This window comes from Altibacter lentus, from assembly GCF_000746845.1.
GTDB classification, from domain to species: domain Bacteria; phylum Bacteroidota; class Bacteroidia; order Flavobacteriales; family Flavobacteriaceae; genus Altibacter; species Altibacter lentus.
This window is the reverse complement of the sequence record NZ_KN050846.1, coordinates 2,838,100-2,857,395: the sequence shown is the minus strand read 5'-3', so window position 1 is coordinate 2,857,395 and position 19,296 is coordinate 2,838,100. Positions and strand designations below refer to the sequence as shown.

The following is a 19,296-nucleotide window of genomic DNA, read 5'->3' as shown; positions in this document are numbered from 1 at the left end:
TGTATTGATTTTTAAGGTTTCAGTAAAATTAAGTATTTAAATCTTACAAAACCGTTCCTTTACACAATGGTAATTCTGAAAACACCGGACTAATCTGTTTATCAAACACTTACCTTGATGCTACTTAGAAAGAATAGGGGTTTTTCCCCTAAAGAGGACGGTGTTTTACCGAGATGTTTTTGAGGGGAATCGTAGGTATTGATTATACAATAGAGGGCTAAAAAAGCAGGAATTATCTCCTGTTAAATTCAGTTGTTTTACTCTAGGCACTCCACTGCAAATGTCGCATCTTTGAAGTGTTCAGAAAAATTTAAAATTAGCCAATAGAATACGGCAGCACCCTCTTCAAGACGTAAGCAGCTTTGGGGAGGGTTTTGTTATTTAATTATTCTAATGACCTGGGAGATCTATCACCGTCCATATACCGCAAAACGCGCTTTGATACCTTATAGAACAAATAACCCATGATGGTTCCCACCATAGCGCCAACAAGGATATCACTTGGATAATGAACCCCTACATAAATCCTGCTCAACACAAAAATAAGCGGCCATAGGTACATAAGATAGATGGAATGGTTGTAGCGCCGAAGGGACAGAACAACAAAGGTGGTAATTGAAAAACTGGATGAAGCATGACCCGAAAAGAAGCTAAAGGTGGAAGGCTTTTGTAGAATGCGGATGAGTTCAGAAAACGTATCTACATTGTTTGGGCGCAACCGTGCCACGAAATCTTTGGTCGTGTCTGTAATAAAAAGGGTAATGGCAAAGGTGAGCAATACAAATGCAAAAACGACAGCACCTTTTCTGCCTTTATAGTAATAGAAGATCAATGCCACAATCAATAGAAATAGTGGGATCCAAGATTCGATCTGAGTCACGAACAACCAAAACCCGTCGTATTGTTCAATTCCAAGGTTATTCAGGAAAATGAATAGTTTACGATCCCATTCTTTAAGTGCCTCGAACATTTAGAATTTTCTTTTGATAGGTCCTGTGATCTCATCGACATCGTCTTTTACCTTATCAATCTCCTTTCGCACGTCTTTGGTGATATCGATATCGATGCCTTGTTTTTCGGCACTTTTACTTATCTCACTCTTAATATCGTTGGTAGCATCTTTGATCTGTCGCATTCCCTTTCCTAAGCCACGGGCAATTTCCGGAACCTTATCTGCCCCAAAAACCATGAGAACGATAAAAAGTATGAATGCGATCTCCGCGCCACTAATAAATAAAAAGAAACTATTGAAAATCATACCGCAAATATACGTAAGTTTCGCACTCAACATAAAAAAGCCCCGTTAAAGTAACGAGGCTTTTAGTATACATTCAAAGGGATTATTCTCCTTTTGCATCATTTTTAAACTGTTCGAATTCGCCTAATTTCTTGCGTTTCGGCCAGGTATTATTGGACGTATCAATATCGGCAGTTTCTTCATCCGGATCTACGACGATCTTAGTGATCTCTTTTTCTGAAGCGATCACTTTTCCTGCAGTTTCATCGTTCTTTCTCCAAATCTCGGCAGGATAGGTAATTCGCTCGGTTGTTCCGTCACTATACGTATATTCTGCGATGATAGGCATAGGAATACCCCCCGGTTTTTCAAAAATAACTTCATAGAAATATTTAGGATTCTTAAGTTTCGCACGATCCGCTGCTGAAACATTATCCATAATGTATTCTTGAAGTGTTTTTACATCTTCCAGCGAGGCAGTACGCATACTTTCCTCAAAATCTTCGCTACCTTCTTCCACCAAATATACCAAAGGTGGCAAATCACTTTCCTTCATCCCTCTCGCTTCCATCATTTCTCTCACTTCCTTGTTCATTTTGGAAGTCACATAGAATTTCTTTACTTCCTTCACACCAATATCTGTGAAATCGGTGGTATAGAACCATGCTCTCCAAAACCAATCAAGGTCTACAGCCGAAGCATCTTCCATTGTGCGGAAAAAGTCTTCAGGAGTTGGGTGTTTAAACATCCACCGCTGTGAATAGATCCTGAAAGCATAATCGAACAACTCACGACCCATAATGGTCTCACGAAGGATATTCAATCCGGTTGCGGGTTTAGAATAGGCATTGGCACCAAAATTATAAGTGTTCAACCCTTTGGTCATGATAGGCGCGAGTGAACTTTGATCTCCGGCCATATAATCTACAATATTCTTTGCAGGTCCACGACGGGAAGGATACGATTTGTTAGGGGCGATCGCTTCAGGATACCACTCCCCAAAATCCTGTTCGGCTACATATTGTACAAAGGTGTTCAATCCTTCGTCCATCCATGTCCATTGACGTTCGTCACTATTAACGATCATGGGGAAGTAGTTATGTCCTACTTCATGTATGATCACACTCATCATTCCGTATTTGGTACGTTCGCTGTAATTTCCGTCTTCATCGGGACGCCCGTAGTTCCAGCAAATCATAGGATATTCCATTCCCTGATTCTTAGCGTGTACCGAAATGGCTTTATGATATGGATAATCGAAGGCCATTCGAGAATATGTTTTCAAGGTACTGGCAACCACTTTCGTGGAATAATCTTCCCATAATGGATTTCCTTCGGGAGGATATACAGATACTGCCATAACATCTTTGTTGCCAATCTTAACAGCCATCATATCCCAGATATAACGTCGCGAGGTAGCAAAACCGTAGTCACGCACATTTTCAGCCTTGAATTTCCAGGTCTTGGTGTTCGTGGCAAAGCCTTTGGAGGCAGCTTCAGCTTCTGCTTGTGTTACGATGAGCACAGGTTTGTCGTACGATTTCTTGGCTTGTTCGTAACGGTTCATCATTTCTTTTGAAAAAACCTCTTTTCTGTTTAATAACACCCCGGTCGCATCTAAAGTGTGATCGGCGGGAACTGTAATATTTACTTCGAAGTTTCCGAAGGGCAAAGCGAACTCATCACGCCCCCAGAACTGACTGTTCTGCCATCCTTCCACATCGTTGTAGACAGCCATACGCGGATAGAACTGTGCAATGACATAGCCGCGGTTACCATCGGCAAAAGTCTCATATCCACTTCGCGCACGGTCAATAGTATGGTCCGGTATGTTATACCACCATTTAATAGAAAACGTGAACTTTTCACCAGGCTTTAATGCTGAAGGCATTTCTACACGCATCATGGTCTGGTTGATGGTATAAGGAAGATCTCCTCCTTTTTCGTTCTTTACCTCCTCAATGTTGAACCCGCCGTCAAAAGGCGCACCCATATATTGTCCTACAAAGGTACCCGTCATTTGTGCAGGCGTTGCTCCGCTAGGTTCTATTAAAGGCGATTTTGAGTCTTTTGCGCGAACATTCTGGTCGAGTTGTACCCATAGAAACTCCAGAACGTCCGGAGAGTTGTTTGTATATGTGATCGTTTCATTTCCATAGATCTTTGTATTCTTATCGTCTAAAATGATGTCCATCACATAATCGGCTTGTTGCTGATAGTATTGTGGACCCGGTGCCCCGCTTGCAGTTCTAAACACATTGGGTGTTGAGAATTCTTCGTACAATTGCTTGAAGCGATTGTTGTTGTAATGTCCGGCTTCCCTTTTAGGGGTTTCACTTTCGTCTTGAGCGTGGCTCATTCCCGCGATAAGGAATAGAACGACCAAAGAGAGGTACTTTGCTACTTTCATAATGGTAAGAGAGATTTTATAAAAATTTTAAGAGTTTAAAAATAGGTCTAATTATGTATTTAAAAGGCGGTTTAATCCAAGTTTAACAATCCTTTAGGATTGTCCTTGTCCAAAACAATACTCCTGCGTTTTGCCGGTGTTTTTAAATGGATGATATTTTGCTGATCCTCGAACATTTCGAACAAGATCTCATTTTCAATTTCAATGGAGGATAGCTTCGGAATTTTAGTGATCTCAATATATACTTTAAGTACATCTATATCATATTCCTTCCCCACATAGGTAAGGGTAACAGGCTTCCCGTTCACCAGCACCTTGAACTTTTGAAGGATATAATTTTTTAAATATTCGGCATCTTCTGCCGTTTCCTTTTTAGTTCCTATTGAAATGGACGGATCGTAACGCTCCTGTAAAACATCTTCAATATCGTCCACAAAGATCTTACTAATAATTTGCAGCGACTGTTTTTCTTCGACATACTCGATCGTAGTAGTGCTCACATAAAATTTATGAGCATCGGAAGCACTTATAAGTACCGGAAATAAGAATAGCAGAACACTATAGAATAAAAATTTCATGAGATGCATATTTCAAAGGTTATTAGACGCGGTGCAATGGTATTCGTTACAAAGACTATTCCTTTTTTTCGAAACTTCTGGAATTGTAAATGGCGCTTCGGTTGTTGAAGGTTTCCAGGACCAATGCATACTGCTCGTTCTCAAAATCAGTTTGCAGGTCGGAGGTCTCGATACAAAAAAGCAAGAAGTCCTCCAGTTTTCCCTCCGGTATATTATAGGCTTCTTCAAAAAAAGTCGCCGTGTAGAATGCGATTACATTATGTACCGTAACATTTTCACGGTCCCATTTACGTTTCAGCTTTAATTTACGGTAATACCCACTTATGTGTTTGTACATGGCCTCCAGGTCTACCGCACTGGCAAGACCCAGATAGGGAACGATAGGAACGATCTTCTCCTCTCCCTTTCCTTTGAAACCGGGAATGCCAACATCATCGAAATTGAGCGGTTTTTCGGTTTTTATATTCTTAATATCGGTTTGTAGATTTCCTGATAGATTGGGCCCAAAAACAACTTCTTTTAGCTCATTAACCAGAGGGTCTAAGAATACCATAAGCACTCCTTTTTCATAGAGCTCCTTTGTAACGATAATGGTTTTCGGAACAAAATTGACCGAAGAGATAAAAAGAGAATCCTGTGCACGTACCGTGATCGAAAAATTTCCCAGCGCATCTGTCACCGAATTGTATCGGGAACTTCTATTTAGAATATGGATGCCTTCCACATCTGTTTCGTTCGTTATTTTCCCGTGCAGCATTCGCTCCTGTCCTGTTGCCGGAAAGGCAAAAAGAAAAAGAAAACCTAGTAATAAAAGATTATTTGCTGTCAAGTTTCTGCAGGTAAATAACACTCTCGCGTTGCATAAGCGCTAACAACAGCAATTCATTTTCGGCTTTTAGCAATTCGGTCTTCACCCCTTTTTCTTCTAGGAAATAAAGGAAATCATTCACGCGATTTTGCGGTATGTTGAAGGTTTCAGAAACGTATGCATTACTAAAACGCTGTCGCAGTGCGGTGTGTAATATAAGTTTATTTGCAAACGCTTGATCGGCATTTTTGTTCTTCTTCGGAAAAAGAAGTCCTGCCAGACCTACAAAATCCAAACTAGCTTGTTTTTGTCCGTTGTAATACGCTTCTTCGGCTTTATTCCCCTTCACAGAAGTGGCTTCGTCTGCAGAAAATTCGTATTCGAACTCAAGCGTTTCATACGAAAGGTCCCAACCCGGATTGATCGTTGCTGTTTTAATACGATTGAGATCGGCAATAATATTTCCAGATAGATCATACGGGCGCACGATCACTTCCTCTAATTGATTCACCGCAGGATTTAGATAAATCGCCATGCGCCTGCTTTCTATCACGCCCTTATCAACGATTACCGTAAAGCTTTGAAACTGTAAGGCCGTGACCTGGACCCGATCATTCTCTGCGACTTCCAGTTCAAAAAGTCCTTCGGCATTGGTAATGGTTCCCTTTTGTGAAGAAATATTATAAACACTTACACTTTCTACATCTTCTCCTACCGGCGCTGTGATCTTCCCTCTAATCAGTACCCGCTCAATGTCCTGCTGAGCCATTCCGCATAGAGGAACAAAGATAAAAAGAAGTAAGAAGTATATTTTTTCCATAGTTTAAAAGTATGGATTTGTTTTCTTATCAAACTCATAAGGTTTCGGCGGATATTGTTAAATTTACCTTTTTAGAACCCACATAATGAAGAACCTTATTGTTGCAAGTACTTCGACGGTCTACGGCGGCGGCTATTTGGACTATTTATCTGAAACGCTTTCCGATCTGTTTAAACACACCAATGAAGTGATCTTTATCCCCTATGCCCGTCCCGGCGGAATTACACACGATGCCTATACCGAAAAAGCTTCCGAAGCATTTAAGAAAATAGGAAAAGAGTTGCGAGGACTTCACACGTTTACAGACCCTCAAAAAGCAATACGGGAAGCCAAAGGTATTTTTACCGGTGGCGGAAATACTTTCGTGTTGGTCACGGCGCTCCATCAATTACAATTAATGCAACCCTTACGGGAAGCGATCTTCAATGGTCTTCCCTATTTAGGCACCAGTGCGGGCAGCAATATTTGTGGGATCTCTATGCAAACCACCAACGATATGCCCATTGTCTACCCTCCGTCCTTCAAAACGCTGGGGGTGGTTCCCTTTAATATCAATCCGCATTATTTGGACCCTGATCCGTCAAGTACTCATATGGGAGAGACACGGGAAACACGTATTAATGAGTTTCATACCCAAAACACCATTCCTGTGATAGGGCTTCGGGAAGGCAGTTGGCTGGAAGTAAAGGGAGCTATTATTAAATTACGAGGTGACTTGAACGCTCGTATCTTTGAACAGGGTAAAGAACCGTATGAGCTCACCCCGAATTCGATCGTATCTTTTTAAATCCGCTACAATTCCTTTACAAAATGATAGCCTTTGGCGACAAACCCCTGATTGTAATAAAATTTGTGAGAAGGGAAATTATGTACGTATGTATTTAACTCTACCCACCTGCAATCCGTTTGTACTGCATAGACATAGATCCATTCCATGAGTTCCTTCCCAATCCCCTGTTTTCGATACGCTTCATCTATAAAAACATGATCGATCTCCATACTTCTTCCGGCATAATGCCGTGTTTGGAACCACATGCCGCAGGTTCCTATAAGCACTTTGGAAGCATAGATCCCGACACATTGGTAATTTTGGGAGGCCATTTCCTGCACCCGTTCTGTTAGAAGGGCTTTAGGAACGCTGTTATTCCCCAGTTTCTGAAGCAAAGGCACAATACTTGTGATGTCCTGCTTCGGAATTAAACGGATGGCAATATTGGAATCTTTCAAAATAATGCTACTTTTAGAACAGGACTAAGATATAAAATGAAGCGAAGCAAATTTATAAAAATAAGCGGGGCAGCCGCACTGGGCATGAGCTTACTGCCTCAATTATCCTTTACAGCCCTCCAAGAACCTTTTACCCGTGATCAACTTATTGGTAAAGGCAACGCAAACATTGAAGGTGATTCGTATACATCAAAGATGCACAAGGAGGCTAAAGTAGCTTTTGAAAGGATGAAACAGGAAGCGGCCAAGGAAGGGATCGCCATTGAAGTAGTTTCTGCTTACCGTAGTTTTCAACGGCAAAAGGAGATCTTCGAAGGCAAGTTTCGCCGGTTTACAGATCAAGGCCTATCCCCTTCCGAAGCGATCGCAAAAATTATAGAATACTCTACCATTCCCGGCACTTCAAGGCATCATTGGGGAACCGATCTGGACCTTATTGACAGCAGTGTCCCACGACCTGCGAATGTGCTTCAGCCCGAGCATTTTCACGGCACAGGTCCTTTTTGCAAACTCAAGGAATGGATGAACCACCACGCCAATGATTTTGGTTTCTACGAAGTCTATACAGACAATGCACACCGCAAAGGATTTAAATACGAGCCCTGGCATTTTAGCTTTGCCCCGGTTTCCATACCCATGCTGAATGCCTATAAAAAGCTGGATGTGCAAAGAATCCTTCAGGAAGAGAAGATCCTGGGAGCGAAGCATTTTTCCGAAGCATTTATCACAACCTACCGAAACGAAAATATTTTAGATATCAATCCCGAATTACTTTCGTAATTTTAAGAATCAAAATTTGAAGCTATGAGAGGTAGTTGGAAAATTCGCATATTGATTGGGCTGGCTATTGTCGTGTTCGCATTCTTCAGAAAATGTGCCATGACCGAAGAGAACCCTTATACAGGCAAAGATCAAGCAATCTCGCTGAGCACAGAAGAAGAGATCGCCATAGGCTTGCAAAGCGCACCGCAAATGGCAGCCGAATACGGAGGACTCTACCCGGACGAACAAATGCAGGCTTATGTGGACATGGTGGGTGCCAAGTTGGTCGATAATACTGTGGCTCGTGACACCCCTTACCGCTACGAATTTCATCTGCTCGCAGACCCCAATATCATTAACGCTTTTGCACTTCCCGGCGGACAAATATTTATCACCTATGCCCTGCTTTCAAAACTGGAGACCGAAGATCAACTGGCCGGAGTGCTCGGGCATGAAGTGGGTCACGTATTGGGACGACACTCTGCAGAACGCATTGCCAACAGCGAGTTTTGGCAAACAATAGCCCAAGGGGCTTCGGTAGGAGCCGATGCAGGGAATGTTGTAGCCGGCATAGGTCAAAATGTATTATTAGGCAATGGACGCGATGACGAGTTGGAAAGTGACGATCTGGGCGTACGCTTTATGATCAAGGCAGGCTACGACCCGTATGAAATGATCGAAGTGATGCAAATCCTCAAGGATGCCGCAGGACCAAACCGTGCCCCCGAATTCAAAAGTACACATCCCGATCCCGAGAACCGTATTGAACACATTAAAGAGGCCATCAAAAAATATGGAGGGTAGCTGTGTACCTCTAGCCGAAAAACTATACGCTGCATAAAAACGGCACAATCGAAAACCGACCAAAGTAGTCACTAAAATTAAACATTATGAAAAAGCTAACCAACCGCCTAACAGCACTCACAGTACTTTTTACCTTGTTTCTTGGATTCCAGAGTTGTGAACAAAAAGAGAAGCAAGAAACCAAAGAAGTTGAAAAGGAAGTGCTCGTTGAATCACACAAACCTGAATATTTTTCACTCCGTCCTGAAGTAGAAAAAGCCTATGGGTATTCGCATGCCGTAAAAATTGGGAATAGCATAAAAATTTCCGGAGCTGTAAGCATGGACGACCAAGGAAACCCTACTGCCGTGGACGATATAGAACAGCAAATGAAAAATTGTTACGCAGACCTAGAAAAGATATTAAGGCATTACGGCTGTACTTTTGATGATGTAGTAGTTGAAAATATTTTTACCACCAATATGCCGCTCCTACTTGAAAAATCTGCCTACAGAACAGAGATCTACAAAAACCAATTTCCAACCGGTACGTGGGTAGGCGTAAAGGAACTAGCGCTACCTGAGTTTATGGTAGAGATCGAAATAGAAGCACATAAGTCTGAGTGATCACTCACATAGAAAATACAACTTCTAAAGGCAATAACGGCGACGGATACTCGACTTAATTATATAAATACGCTATTGACTTCAAAATTGTAGAAAAGCTTCGTTTTTTTAAAAGTTCTTTGTGAGTATCTTTGTGCTATGAACAAAAAGGTCCTTCTTTTAATCCTCGACGGCTGGGGAGTAACACAAGACCCTTCCGTGTCTGCCGTTGCACAAGCCCGTACTCCTTTTATAGATTCATTATATAAGAAATATCCCCATGCACAATTACTTACACACGGCATGAATGTTGGACTTCCCGAGGGACAAATGGGCAACAGTGAAGTGGGACACATGAATCTGGGAGCCGGTCGCATTGTCTACCAAGACCTGGCCAAGGTAAATCTGGCCATTCAGCATAAAACACTGCAGGACGAGCCTGAATTAAAAAAGGCTTTTCAATTCGCAAGGGAACATAACAAAAAAGTGCATTTTTTGGGGTTGGTCTCTAACGGAGGTGTCCATTCCCATATCGACCATTTAAAAGGGCTACTTAGCGCTGCACATAATGCCGGTCTTACCGATGTTTTTGTCCACGCCTTCACCGATGGACGAGACGTCGATCCTAAATCGGGTGCCGGACATATCAAAACGTTGGAGGAGCACCTTGCAAAAACCACAGGCACCTTAGCTTCGGTGATAGGAAGGTATTACGCCATGGATCGTGATAAGCGATGGGAACGTGTAAAAAGAGTATACGATCTGTTAGTCTTCGGAAAGGGGACAGCTTCAGAAAATGCGGTACAAAGTATTGAGACTAGTTATTCTGAAGGGATCACAGACGAATTTTTAGAGCCTATTGTAATGACGAAAAATGGCCGGCCACGTGCTACTCTTTCTGAAGGTGATGTGGTGATCTTTTTTAATTTTCGAACAGATCGCGGCAGGCAACTCACCGAGGTACTTACCCAAACCGATTATGAAGGATTTGGCATGAAACGAATTCCTTTATATTATGTAACACTTACCAATTACGACGATTCTTTTGAAGGGATCAAGGTGGTCTACAACAAGGAACACGTTACCGAACCATTGGGCGAAGTACTGGAACAACACGGAAAGACCCAGATACGCATCGCCGAAACCGAAAAATATCCACACGTCACGTTCTTTTTTAATGGCGGACGAGAAACACCTTTTGAAGGCGAGAAGCGTATCCTTTGCCCTTCGCCAAAAGTAGCTACCTACGATCTTCAGCCCGAGATGAGTGCCTATGAGGTACGCGATAAGATCTTACCGGAGATCAAGAACAAAACCGCCGATTTCATCTGCTTGAATTTTGCCAACCCCGATATGGTGGGGCATACGGGAGTCTTTGAAGCAGCAGTCAAAGCCTGCGAAACGGTAGACGCTTGCGCTAAGATCATTGTGGAAGAAGCATTGGAACAAGGCTACACCACCATTCTTTTGGCAGACCACGGCAACAGTGAGACGATGCGCAATCCGGACGGCTCACCCAATACTGCCCATACCACCAATCCCGTTCCCATTATACTTATCGATCCTGAAATAAAAGAGATACATAATGGCATTTTAGGCGATGTGGCACCCACCATTCTTGACTTGATGGGAATTAAAAAACCCGAGGTGATGACACGGGAGTCTTTGCTGTAAGCGTTTTTTGAACACTCTTTTCTTCTGAATATTAAACTTTAAGAATGGTAATATTCTTCGTATTTTTGCCGTTTGAATGACGCATGATGCACGAAACCTATACCATAGCGATCGATTTTGACGGGACTATTGTTGAAGATGAATATCCCAAAATAGGCAAGCCTATTATATTTGCATTCGACACCCTGAAAAAGCTACAGGAACGCGGCCATCGATTGATCCTTTGGACCTATCGAAACGGGCGGGCACTCGATGAAGCGGTTGCCTTTTGCAAAGAACATGGGGTTACCTTCTATGCGGTAAATAAAAGTTTCCCCGAAGAAGAGTTCGACCCAAAGTACAGCAGAAAGATCAACGCCGATCTTTTTATCGACGACCGAAATGTGGGCGGACTGAAGAGTTGGGGTGAGATCTATCAGGATTTGATCGGAGAATCGAAACTCGATACGTCAGGTGCAAAAAAGAGAAAAAAAGGATGGTTTTCCTTTTAAAGAGATACTATGATTATACCAAAGACTTCCGAAGAAATTGAACTAATGCGTGAAGCGGCTCTCGTAGTTTCCAAGACTTTGGGAGTACTTGCCAAAGAGCTGAAGCCGGGTGTGACGACCTTATATTTAGACAGCTTGGCCGAAACGTGTATTCGTGATCATGGGGCCGTACCCGGTTTTTTAGGGTTGTACGACTTTCCTAACACCTTATGCATGAGTCCCAACGCTCAGGTGGTACATGGAATCCCGAACGACACTCCTTTGCAGGAAGGGGATATTATCTCCATTGATTGCGGTGCTATAAAAAATGGTTTCTACGGTGATCACGCCTATACCTTTGAAGTGGGTGAAGTAACACCTGAAGTAAAAAAATTACTGAGAGTGACCAAAGAATCCTTATACGTAGGTATTCGGGAATTTAAAGCAGGGAACCGTACTGGAGATGTGGGGTATGCCATTCAGCAATACTGTGAAGCACATGGCTACGGCGTTGTACGCGAACTTGTAGGCCATGGCCTGGGGAGAAAGATGCACGAAGATCCTGAAATGCCTAATTATGGAAGACGTGGGCGGGGCAAGAAATTCATTGAAGGAATGACCGTAGCCATAGAACCCATGATCAATCTAGGTACGAAGCGTATTGAGCAGTTGCAGGATGGTTGGACGATCTTAACGCACGATCGCAAACCCAGCGCTCATTTTGAACACAATGTCGCGTTGGTTGAGGGCAAACCCGAACTGCTTTCCACCTTTGCTTATATCTACGAAGCTTTAGGGATCGAGAGCGACGAAGAAGACGAATTTAGACAAAAAGCGCTGGTATTGTAATATCCTGGACAATGCATCAGCTCTTTAAATTTTTTCTGAATCTCGTTCCCAGAACCCTCCTCATTAGACTTAGTTATCTGGTACGCCCGGTAGTGGCCTTCTTTCTTCGTGGCGACCGTTACACAGACCCAATAGACGGGCGGTCCTTTCGGAAATTCCTTCCCTACGGTTACGAAAAGGTACGTGAAAATGTACTGGCTCCCGGCACGCTTTCTTTAGAGCGTCATAGATTGTTCTGGTTGTATCTGAAACGTGAAACGACCTTCTTTTCGCAGCCGCATTCTGTATTGCATTTTGCACCGGAACAGGCATTTTACAAGCGTTTCCGTAAGCTGAAACACCTTAACTACACTACTACCGATCTCAATTCGCCGTTGGCCGATGTAAAAGCAGATATATGTGCACTGCCTTTTGAAGACGAAAGTTTCGATGTTATCATTTGTAATCACGTTTTGGAACATATCCCAAACGACACGAAAGCGATGCAGGAGCTGTATCGGATCCTATCTCCGGGAGGTATGGCCATTCTTCAGGTTCCGTATGATGCAGACAGGAAAACGACCTTCGAGGACAACTCCATCACCGATCCAAAGGAACGTGCAAAGATCTTTGGACAATATGATCATGTTCGTATCTACGGAATGGATTATTTTGACAAACTGGCGAGCGTAGGTTTTAAGGTAACTGCAGTAGATTACACCAAGACCCTTTCCGAAGAAGAAATAGATACTTACCGTCTGGCCAAAGGAGAACTACTACCCGTTTGTAAAAAACTACTCGTTGAGTAATTTCCTAAAGCCCTCGGTCATAAATACCTGAGGTGTGTCCAGCGTATCGCTGTACGTAAGATAGACCTCTAATTGTGGCGTCTTTTCCAGCAAAGCTTTGGATCGTTCCAGCCCTAATGCCATAAAAGCGGTCGCATAAGCATCGGCTTCAGCACATGTTTCTGCCACAACGGTTGCGCTGGTAACATCACTTTGTTCTGCCGAACCGGTCAATGGATTAATGGTATGGACGTATTTTTTTCCGCTTACGGAATCCACCCGAAACTTTCGGTAATTTCCGGAAGATGCCATCGCCTTATCCTGCAGTGGTATGGTTATTTGATACGCACGGTCATCAAGTTTAGAATCGACGGTTTCGATCCCAACCACCCATGGCTGTCCCTTTGCGGGATTCACCCCTTTGGCAAGAATTTCGCCCCCCAGTTCAATTAAATAGTCACCGATCCCTTGAGCCGTGAGAAATGCACCTATTCTGTCTATGCCATACCCTTTTGCCACGGCATTGAAGTCGAAATAGATCTCCGGATACGATTTCTCTATGGTTCCTTCGGAAGTAAGACGCACCTTGTTAAAGCCTACGTACTGCAATAGGGAGTCCAGCGTGGTGCTGTCTATCTTTTGAAGCGGTTTTTCATCACCAAATCCGTAGGCATTCCGAAGCACTCCCACAGTAGGATCGAAATATCCGCCCGAACGCTTATATACTTCTTCCGAAAGCTTAAAAACGGCCTTGAAATCGGCATCCACCACAAGATCCACAGTGCCTTTATTTATTTTTGAAATATCACTATTGGGCATGTACGTGCTCATGGAACGATTGATGGCATGAATGACCGAATCGATCCCTTTTTCGATAGTTGCCGGATCGTCACCAACATATTGTATGGTGTAGGTTGTTCCAAAAGCATCTCCCTGAAGCACTTGTTTTGTAGGAGTTTCTTGCTTACAGGCAAAAAACATAAGAACTATAACTATTAAATAGGACTGTTTCATAAAATCTCTTGTAATCCGTTAAACACCATAGTGTAATCTTCTCCTTTGATGACCGGTTTGGCGTAATCGCTGCCGTGCCCCAGGCCCACACCTGCATAAAAGGTTCGCGCTTCAAATTTCAGCGCATGTTCCTTCATAGTTTGCATGAGAACAGGATCATACACATCTGCGTTCGCCGGATAGGCAACCGCACGTACAATCACAAAATGCAGATTTTTATCTTTCAATGCGACAAATTGAGGATCTTTTTTCAGTTTCGAATTAACCCCCAGGAATTCAAATCCGTCTTCCTGTAACTCCTTACCCACGATATTCATGGCGAGGTTGTGCAATTCCTGTTTTGTAAGTTCTTCTTTCATAGCAAATACAAAGATACATCAGCCAGTGAAAATGCTACGGTTCTAATATAAAAAAAGCCGTTTCTAGTGCAGAAACGGCTTTTCTTCAGGATAAATTATTTCAACATTATTCCTTTATGATTCGTTTGGTAACCGTTCCGGATTCGGTGGTGATCGCTATGAAATACATCGCAGACCGTAATGTCGAGACATCTAAGGTATAATTGGTACCGGGTTTAAATTGTATTTTCTGAACCCTGCGTCCGGTCACATCCAAAATCTCTGCGGACAAAACAGCTGTTCGTGGGGAAAGGATGGTTACTATGTCTTGTGCCGGATTTGGATAAACCGCAACGGTATCCAGAATAACATCCGGCGTTTCCAGAATTACCTCAGGCTCAAATTGCAACCTGAACCGTTCGTTAAAGGTTCCTTTTACACTTGAGAAGGTATAATCTGTAACCGTAAGATCTGTCACTGTGTTCTCGAAGGTATCGACCAAATAAATTGCCCCCTGAGAGACCTGTGGTCCTTCCACATTCGCCAAGGAGATCACAAAAGAAGTTTCGGCTTCTACCTGCGTGGCAAAGCCCATAGGCACTTTCACAGTATTTTCGAACGCACCCCTGTTTTGAATACCCAGTTGTTCGCTTCCATTGTCTAAGTGTGAATAGAGCGAAATAGCGGTTGCCATTCGGTTTGTATCATAACCTTGATCAAGACCATCTGTTGCCATAGGATTAAAACCAACCAAGGCATAACTACCAATATTATAAACATCGTTTCGTACTCGAAGCAATACTTTCTCTACGTCTACTAGCGGAGTCCTTAAAGTTGTGTTACCCGAAGTAAGTCGCATGGAGTTGGTAAAGGTGACCGATCCAGTTCCGGGATTTGCACCACCGTTTACTTTAATTCCGAAGCCCTGTCCTGTAGCAACCACACCATTAGGGGTCGTTGACGTACCCGGATCGTTGGCAGCCGGCAGTGCACCACCGGGAGTATACATGGAAATATCTCCCATACTGAAATTGATGCTACCATACCCCGGAATGCTGGAGCTTGGAGGCGTTAGATGTTCCCAGAAATACAATTCGTTGATGAATGAATTATTATCAATAAGGTCATCTCCCGAAATCGCCGAAGGATATGGATTTGCCAATGCATTAGGTGTACCGTCCGGATTGATCCCGGTTCCTCTGTAGGTGACTGTTCGGGTTACGTTTCCGTTGTTAAGTGTTCCTTGATCATAAACGAAGGAATAGGTATGATTGGCAGGATCTGTATATCCCGATTGCGGCCGTACAATGTATCCTTCACCTACATTAATCGCTCCATTATATGAATTCCAGAAGTCTCCGTTGTCATCGGCAAAATTGGTCCCACCTGCTGGAACTCCCGCATGTGGCACAAAATTGCCCGGGGTGTGATCCAATACTAAAAAGGCTGAATTAAATACCCCGTTTCGTGTCTCGGCGCTCATAGGACTTCCCATAACCATAAAGTCACGAGTTTGTAAGACAGGTGTTGTAAGATACACCTCAATGGTTCCATTATTTGTTACCGTGGCGGTAGGATCTACTTGCACGACACTCCCTGTGTGCAGTACATCAAGATCGCCGTTCACGGTAATCGCACCATTAACCTGTAAAAAGTCATTGGGAGATACCGTAAGGGTCACCCCGTTATTAACGATCAACGTACAAGCACTAAGGTCGCCATGAGTAGCTGTATCATAATTTCCGGAGAAGATCACCGGGTTAGACATATCCGGTACTCCCACCGGAGACCAGTTGGTTCCATTCCATGTCTTGGTGACACCGGGACAACTTACAAAAGCACCGATGGGTCCAAAATAATAAGTTCCATCAAGACCGGTAAAGTTTCCTGTAAGCGTCACATGGGAGCCAAAGGCCCCTACGGTGAGCGTAGCAGTTTCGCTGAAACTACTTGCATTTCCTCTTGCCGCCACCAAAGTATTTCGTGTAACGCCAACCGTCCCGCCTACAGCGGTTTCCCAACCGGCGATTTCAGCTTCGGTAAAATAAAAAGTGAGGCTTGTGTCTCCTGCACCTGCAGTGGTTGCCGGAGTAATATCGAACGTTTTATCCATTACCAAATTTGGCATGGTGCTACCGTTATAACTTTGCGCTCCTGTACCGGCTCGTGAAACCGACATGTCCACACAACCATAATCGTGAGTATCGTTGTTGGCAATGGACATCATTATCGCTCCCGAACTACTGTCGGCACCATAAAGCGTACCCGTTCCCGGAACCAGAACAAGATCGTTTGTCGTGCCTGTATTCACAGCTGTTTGAACCGGTGCTTCTATGGTTGCTACTATATCCAGCGCGTCGAACAAGAGAATCCCGTTATTTGCTGAAGAATTATAGTGGCGGATCACAAAATAACCTGTTTGTCCGGCCAAGCTTGTATTATTCACAGTGCGGATATCTCCGGTATTCGCCGTGGCATCCCGTTCTTCCAGAATGATCCCCGCATCTATGGCCGCATAATTGGCAATACTCGTGGTCCATTGGAGTCTGTAATGTTCTATTGTATTGAATCCTGCTACTGAAAAAGTAAAGGCCGTGTTGGTAGTGCTAGCAGGAATCGTGATCTGTGGACTGATCAAATAATTATTCGCTGTAGCCTTAGGCGGATTGGCTGTGGGAGTCAATACCGTTAGATCTGTCTCTGAAGCTGCAAACTGCCCGGTAAAGCCGGTGTAGCCTCCGGATGTAAAGGAGAGCGATAAGAACGTGTTTCCGTCCCCATCTCTGTCCAGGTTAGTCCAGCCGGTCCAATCTTCAAAATCTTCACTGTAAATATTTATGTTTTGCGTACTAGCAGGAACCAGATCGTCGTCATTAATGGTTATTGTAACAGAGTCGGCATTGTTATTTGCCGTGGCATCACCTCCATTGGCATTCACGGTAAAATCTACTGTAAGGGTTTCCGGAACTTCAACAAAACCGTCGTGGTAGACCCGTACGATCATATTCTGTGAGGTGGTTTGTCCTTGTAAAAAAGTTAGTGCCGTTGTTATAAGATCGAAGTCTACGCCATTGGTGGCAGTACCTCCTGAAACCGTAAAGGTGACCTCGGCATCTTGAGAAGGCGCCATAGCAATATTCACAGGTATGGAAACGTCGGTAAAACTACAATCGGTTTGTTCTGTTGTCGTTGCGCTGGTCGTTCCGAAAGAGATCTCCGGCGAAGCAGCTGCAATGGTCCCTCCGGTAACAATGAGTGAGAAGTTCTGTGAACCACTTGAAAGTGTTCCTTTATGGGTGACGGTGAGGGTATATTGTCCCGAAGCTCCGCTTATATCAATTCGCTCGTACGGATCGACCGTGTTGTCACCAAAACCGTTGGTAGTAACGCCGGTTAAACGCCAGGGGGTATATACGGTCCCGTTATTCAACCTAAGATCGAGGTCGTTCACCAGAGCCGGGGTATTACTGTTGGTTCCATTGTTCACGGCACCTGCGGGATCGGTCCAAGAGATAGATGCTTTTAGTGGATTGACCCCGTCTGACTGGATCGTTACTTGATATGATTGTCCCTGATTTAATGTAAGCTCAGAGATCACTGCCCCGGTAGGTGCTGCTGTGATCGCTTCGGCTGCAGCTTTTGTATTCATTTGTCCCCAACCCGTGTTGGCATCGGGACCGTTTGGTGAAACATCGTCTGCAGTATGAAGTGCCAGACCTTTCAGTGTAGCGGCTCTCATAAAAGTAGCATTCAGATTAAAATAATGGTCCTGTAACAATAATAAGGATCCGCTCACATTGGGTGCAGACATGGACGTACCTGTCAAGTTTCCGTAGTCACTATCACTCGTCTCCAAAGAAGAGTACAAACTGGTACCATTACCCATAATGTCGGGTTTAATTCGATAATCGTCTGTAGGTCCTTCACTACTCCCGGAATTTCTGGTTACAGAAATCAAATTCCCATTGGCATCTACGTTTGCGTCTTGACCGTTGGCAATTACAAAATTGTTTTTGGCCGTGGCTGTTCCATTCAACTTATCATACGCCGATTGTCCGTTAAGCGGAACTGCATTGGCGGTATTATTTGCGCCGTCGTTCCCGGCAGAATTCACCATAAGGTAATATGGAGCACTGTACATGAGCTGATCCCATTCACGGGCGTCCTGTCCATATTGGCCAAACCACGCATCCGGAATAGCTGTTGCATTATAACCATAGGAGTGATTGGAAATTAACATCCCTGCCGAAGCTTCGGCAGTCGCCTCCGCCAAATCGTTGTTCCAATCGTGGGTCTTTGCATCTGCCTGCCAAGCCATTCCTTTGGCAGCCGCTACCAATCCCGAAGCAACTATAGTACCTGTTACGTGTTGTGCGTGGAAACTATTTCCATTTATGGTGGTAACTCCGTCGTTAATAGACACCCGATTTGTTCCACCCGGACCATCGAACTCCTGATGCGAAGGTCGTGCAGGACCCCCGTCCCATACATGGGCGGTCAACCCGTCACCATCTACGGTGAGTCCCAGCGTTCCTCCTGTATTCAAGTGGTTCGCTCGTGTTGAGATTGCCGCGTTGACATTGTGCAGGGAATAATAGAGCAAGGTTCCGTTAGGACCTATTCGCTGAAGTTCGTCGAAGGTTCCATCGTCATTATATTTTTGTATTGGGAGGTTGTTCACCAATGCATACGCGATCGCCTCTTGCTTCTCAAGATTTCTTCGTGTAGAAAACGTAGTGTACAATGTCGCAAGTTTGCCTTGATCGTATTGTGCGGTGATGTTTTGAAGCGCTTTGGCATATTGGGTAGTATCAACTTTTTTGGATGTGTTGGATTTCCCTTTTGTAAGTGTTTGCGAAGAAGCTGTGAAAACAGCGAATAGCAGCGCTAATAGTATAAAATTTTTCATAAGCAATATGAATTAGGGGGCCTAAAAAACTCTGTTTGAACAATA

18 protein-coding genes are annotated in these 19,296 nt (G+C 43.8%); 8 read left to right on the top strand and 10 right to left on the bottom strand.

Translation table 11 applies throughout. The annotated features are described in order from the left end of the window. Positions 1 to 385 precede the first annotated feature (385 nt). The 6 genes from JS40_RS13255 to JS40_RS14910 form a co-directional block, all read right to left on the bottom strand. A complete protein-coding gene (locus tag JS40_RS13255) occupies positions 386 to 970 on the bottom strand; it encodes a phosphatase PAP2 family protein (RefSeq protein WP_034261314.1) in 585 nt (194 codons plus the stop codon). Next, positions 971 to 1,258, bottom strand: a complete 288-nt coding sequence (locus tag JS40_RS13250; protein WP_034261312.1) for a Sec-independent protein translocase subunit TatA/TatB — start codon at positions 1,256 to 1,258, stop codon at positions 971 to 973. 82 nt (positions 1,259 to 1,340) lie between these two features. Next, entirely contained in the window at positions 1,341 to 3,647 is a 2,307-nt protein-coding gene (locus tag JS40_RS13245) for a M1 family metallopeptidase (RefSeq protein WP_034261311.1), read from the bottom strand. A gap of 71 nt (positions 3,648 to 3,718) precedes the next feature. Further along, the gene (locus JS40_RS13240; RefSeq protein ID WP_034261309.1) at positions 3,719 to 4,225 is read right to left on the bottom strand and encodes a DUF6702 family protein; all 507 of its coding nucleotides are present in this window, start codon (positions 4,223 to 4,225) and stop codon (positions 3,719 to 3,721) included. A 55-nt stretch (positions 4,226 to 4,280) separates the two neighbouring features. Then, on the bottom strand, positions 4,281 to 5,054 hold the full coding sequence (locus JS40_RS13235) for a hypothetical protein (RefSeq protein WP_034261308.1): 774 nt from the start codon (positions 5,052 to 5,054) through the stop codon (positions 4,281 to 4,283). Then, positions 5,041 to 5,853 (bottom strand): carboxypeptidase-like regulatory domain-containing protein, encoded by an 813-nt coding sequence (locus JS40_RS14910; RefSeq protein ID WP_051957611.1) that lies wholly within the window; start codon positions 5,851 to 5,853, stop codon positions 5,041 to 5,043. The genes JS40_RS13235 and JS40_RS14910 overlap by 14 nt, the downstream gene beginning before the upstream one ends. A gap of 85 nt (positions 5,854 to 5,938) precedes the next feature. On the opposite strand from JS40_RS14910, the gene pepE reads away from it, so the two are divergent. Then, positions 5,939 to 6,640, top strand: coding sequence for a dipeptidase PepE (gene pepE, locus JS40_RS13225; RefSeq protein WP_051957610.1), 702 nt, complete (start codon positions 5,939 to 5,941; stop codon positions 6,638 to 6,640). A 5-nt stretch (positions 6,641 to 6,645) separates the two neighbouring features. Here pepE and JS40_RS13220 read toward each other — a convergent pair whose 3' ends face one another. Then, positions 6,646 to 7,080, bottom strand: a complete 435-nt coding sequence (locus JS40_RS13220; protein ID WP_051957609.1) for a GNAT family N-acetyltransferase — start codon at positions 7,078 to 7,080, stop codon at positions 6,646 to 6,648. Between the two features lie 36 nt (positions 7,081 to 7,116). Here JS40_RS13220 and JS40_RS13215 point away from each other — a divergent pair, with 36 nt between their 5' ends. The 7 genes from JS40_RS13215 to JS40_RS13185 all read left to right on the top strand — a co-directional run bounded on the left by JS40_RS13215 (position 7,117) and on the right by JS40_RS13185 (position 13,011). Beyond that, positions 7,117 to 7,860: a M15 family metallopeptidase gene (locus JS40_RS13215; RefSeq protein WP_034261303.1), complete on the top strand. Its 744-nt coding sequence runs from the start codon at positions 7,117 to 7,119 to the stop codon at positions 7,858 to 7,860. A gap of 24 nt (positions 7,861 to 7,884) precedes the next feature. Continuing rightward, positions 7,885 to 8,646, top strand: a complete 762-nt coding sequence (locus JS40_RS13210) for a M48 family metalloprotease (protein WP_034261301.1) — start codon at positions 7,885 to 7,887, stop codon at positions 8,644 to 8,646. 86 nt (positions 8,647 to 8,732) lie between these two features. Further along, positions 8,733 to 9,251 (top strand): RidA family protein, encoded by a 519-nt coding sequence (locus JS40_RS13205; protein WP_034261300.1) that lies wholly within the window; start codon positions 8,733 to 8,735, stop codon positions 9,249 to 9,251. A gap of 138 nt (positions 9,252 to 9,389) precedes the next feature. Continuing rightward, a complete protein-coding gene (gene gpmI / locus JS40_RS13200) occupies positions 9,390 to 10,904 on the top strand; it encodes a 2,3-bisphosphoglycerate-independent phosphoglycerate mutase (protein WP_034261298.1) in 1,515 nt (504 codons plus the stop codon). An 86-nt stretch (positions 10,905 to 10,990) separates the two neighbouring features. Beyond that, positions 10,991 to 11,395, top strand: coding sequence for a BT0820 family HAD-type phosphatase (locus JS40_RS13195; protein ID WP_034261297.1), 405 nt, complete (start codon positions 10,991 to 10,993; stop codon positions 11,393 to 11,395). A 9-nt stretch (positions 11,396 to 11,404) separates the two neighbouring features. Continuing rightward, on the top strand, positions 11,405 to 12,223 hold the full coding sequence (map, locus tag JS40_RS13190; protein ID WP_034261295.1) for a type I methionyl aminopeptidase: 819 nt from the start codon (positions 11,405 to 11,407) through the stop codon (positions 12,221 to 12,223). Between the two features lie 11 nt (positions 12,224 to 12,234). Beyond that, positions 12,235 to 13,011: a class I SAM-dependent methyltransferase gene (locus JS40_RS13185; RefSeq protein ID WP_034261294.1), complete on the top strand. Its 777-nt coding sequence runs from the start codon at positions 12,235 to 12,237 to the stop codon at positions 13,009 to 13,011. Here JS40_RS13185 and JS40_RS13180 read toward each other — a convergent pair. The 3 genes from JS40_RS13180 to JS40_RS14905 form a co-directional block, all read right to left on the bottom strand. Then, positions 12,997 to 14,004 carry an FAD:protein FMN transferase gene (locus tag JS40_RS13180; protein ID WP_034261292.1) on the bottom strand — a complete coding sequence of 336 codons (1,008 nt, stop codon included), beginning with the start codon at positions 14,002 to 14,004 and terminating at the stop codon, positions 12,997 to 12,999. The two genes, JS40_RS13185 and JS40_RS13180, sit on opposite strands and share 15 nt — an antisense overlap. Further along, the gene (locus JS40_RS13175; protein WP_034261290.1) at positions 14,001 to 14,363 is read right to left on the bottom strand and encodes a hypothetical protein; all 363 of its coding nucleotides are present in this window, start codon (positions 14,361 to 14,363) and stop codon (positions 14,001 to 14,003) included. Before JS40_RS13175 ends, JS40_RS13180 begins: the two co-directional genes overlap by 4 nt. Positions 14,364 to 14,469: 106 nt before the next feature. Then, positions 14,470 to 19,251: a S8 family serine peptidase gene (locus JS40_RS14905; RefSeq protein ID WP_051957608.1), complete on the bottom strand. Its 4,782-nt coding sequence runs from the start codon at positions 19,249 to 19,251 to the stop codon at positions 14,470 to 14,472. Positions 19,252 to 19,296: the final 45 nt, after the last annotated feature.

Coding starts and splice junctions, on each gene's coding strand:
- JS40_RS13255 (WP_034261314.1), bottom strand. CDS start 970: ATGTTCGAGGCACTTAAAGAATGGGATCGTAAACTATTCATTTTCCTG.
- JS40_RS13250 (WP_034261312.1), bottom strand. CDS start 1,258: ATGATTTTCAATAGTTTCTTTTTATTTATTAGTGGCGCGGAGATCGCA.
- JS40_RS13245 (WP_034261311.1), bottom strand. CDS start 3,647: ATGAAAGTAGCAAAGTACCTCTCTTTGGTCGTTCTATTCCTTATCGCG.
- JS40_RS13240 (WP_034261309.1), bottom strand. CDS start 4,225: ATGAAATTTTTATTCTATAGTGTTCTGCTATTCTTATTTCCGGTACTT.
- JS40_RS14910 (WP_051957611.1), bottom strand. CDS start 5,853: ATGGAAAAAATATACTTCTTACTTCTTTTTATCTTTGTTCCTCTATGC.
- pepE (WP_051957610.1), top strand. CDS start 5,939: ATGAAGAACCTTATTGTTGCAAGTACTTCGACGGTCTACGGCGGCGGC.
- JS40_RS13215 (WP_034261303.1), top strand. CDS start 7,117: ATGAAGCGAAGCAAATTTATAAAAATAAGCGGGGCAGCCGCACTGGGC.
- JS40_RS13210 (WP_034261301.1), top strand. CDS start 7,885: ATGAGAGGTAGTTGGAAAATTCGCATATTGATTGGGCTGGCTATTGTC.
- JS40_RS13205 (WP_034261300.1), top strand. CDS start 8,733: ATGAAAAAGCTAACCAACCGCCTAACAGCACTCACAGTACTTTTTACC.
- gpmI (WP_034261298.1), top strand. CDS start 9,390: ATGAACAAAAAGGTCCTTCTTTTAATCCTCGACGGCTGGGGAGTAACA.
- JS40_RS13195 (WP_034261297.1), top strand. CDS start 10,991: ATGCACGAAACCTATACCATAGCGATCGATTTTGACGGGACTATTGTT.
- map (WP_034261295.1), top strand. CDS start 11,405: ATGATTATACCAAAGACTTCCGAAGAAATTGAACTAATGCGTGAAGCG.
- JS40_RS13185 (WP_034261294.1), top strand. CDS start 12,235: ATGCATCAGCTCTTTAAATTTTTTCTGAATCTCGTTCCCAGAACCCTC.
- JS40_RS13180 (WP_034261292.1), bottom strand. CDS start 14,004: ATGAAACAGTCCTATTTAATAGTTATAGTTCTTATGTTTTTTGCCTGT.
- JS40_RS13175 (WP_034261290.1), bottom strand. CDS start 14,363: ATGAAAGAAGAACTTACAAAACAGGAATTGCACAACCTCGCCATGAAT.
- JS40_RS14905 (WP_051957608.1), bottom strand. CDS start 19,251: ATGAAAAATTTTATACTATTAGCGCTGCTATTCGCTGTTTTCACAGCT.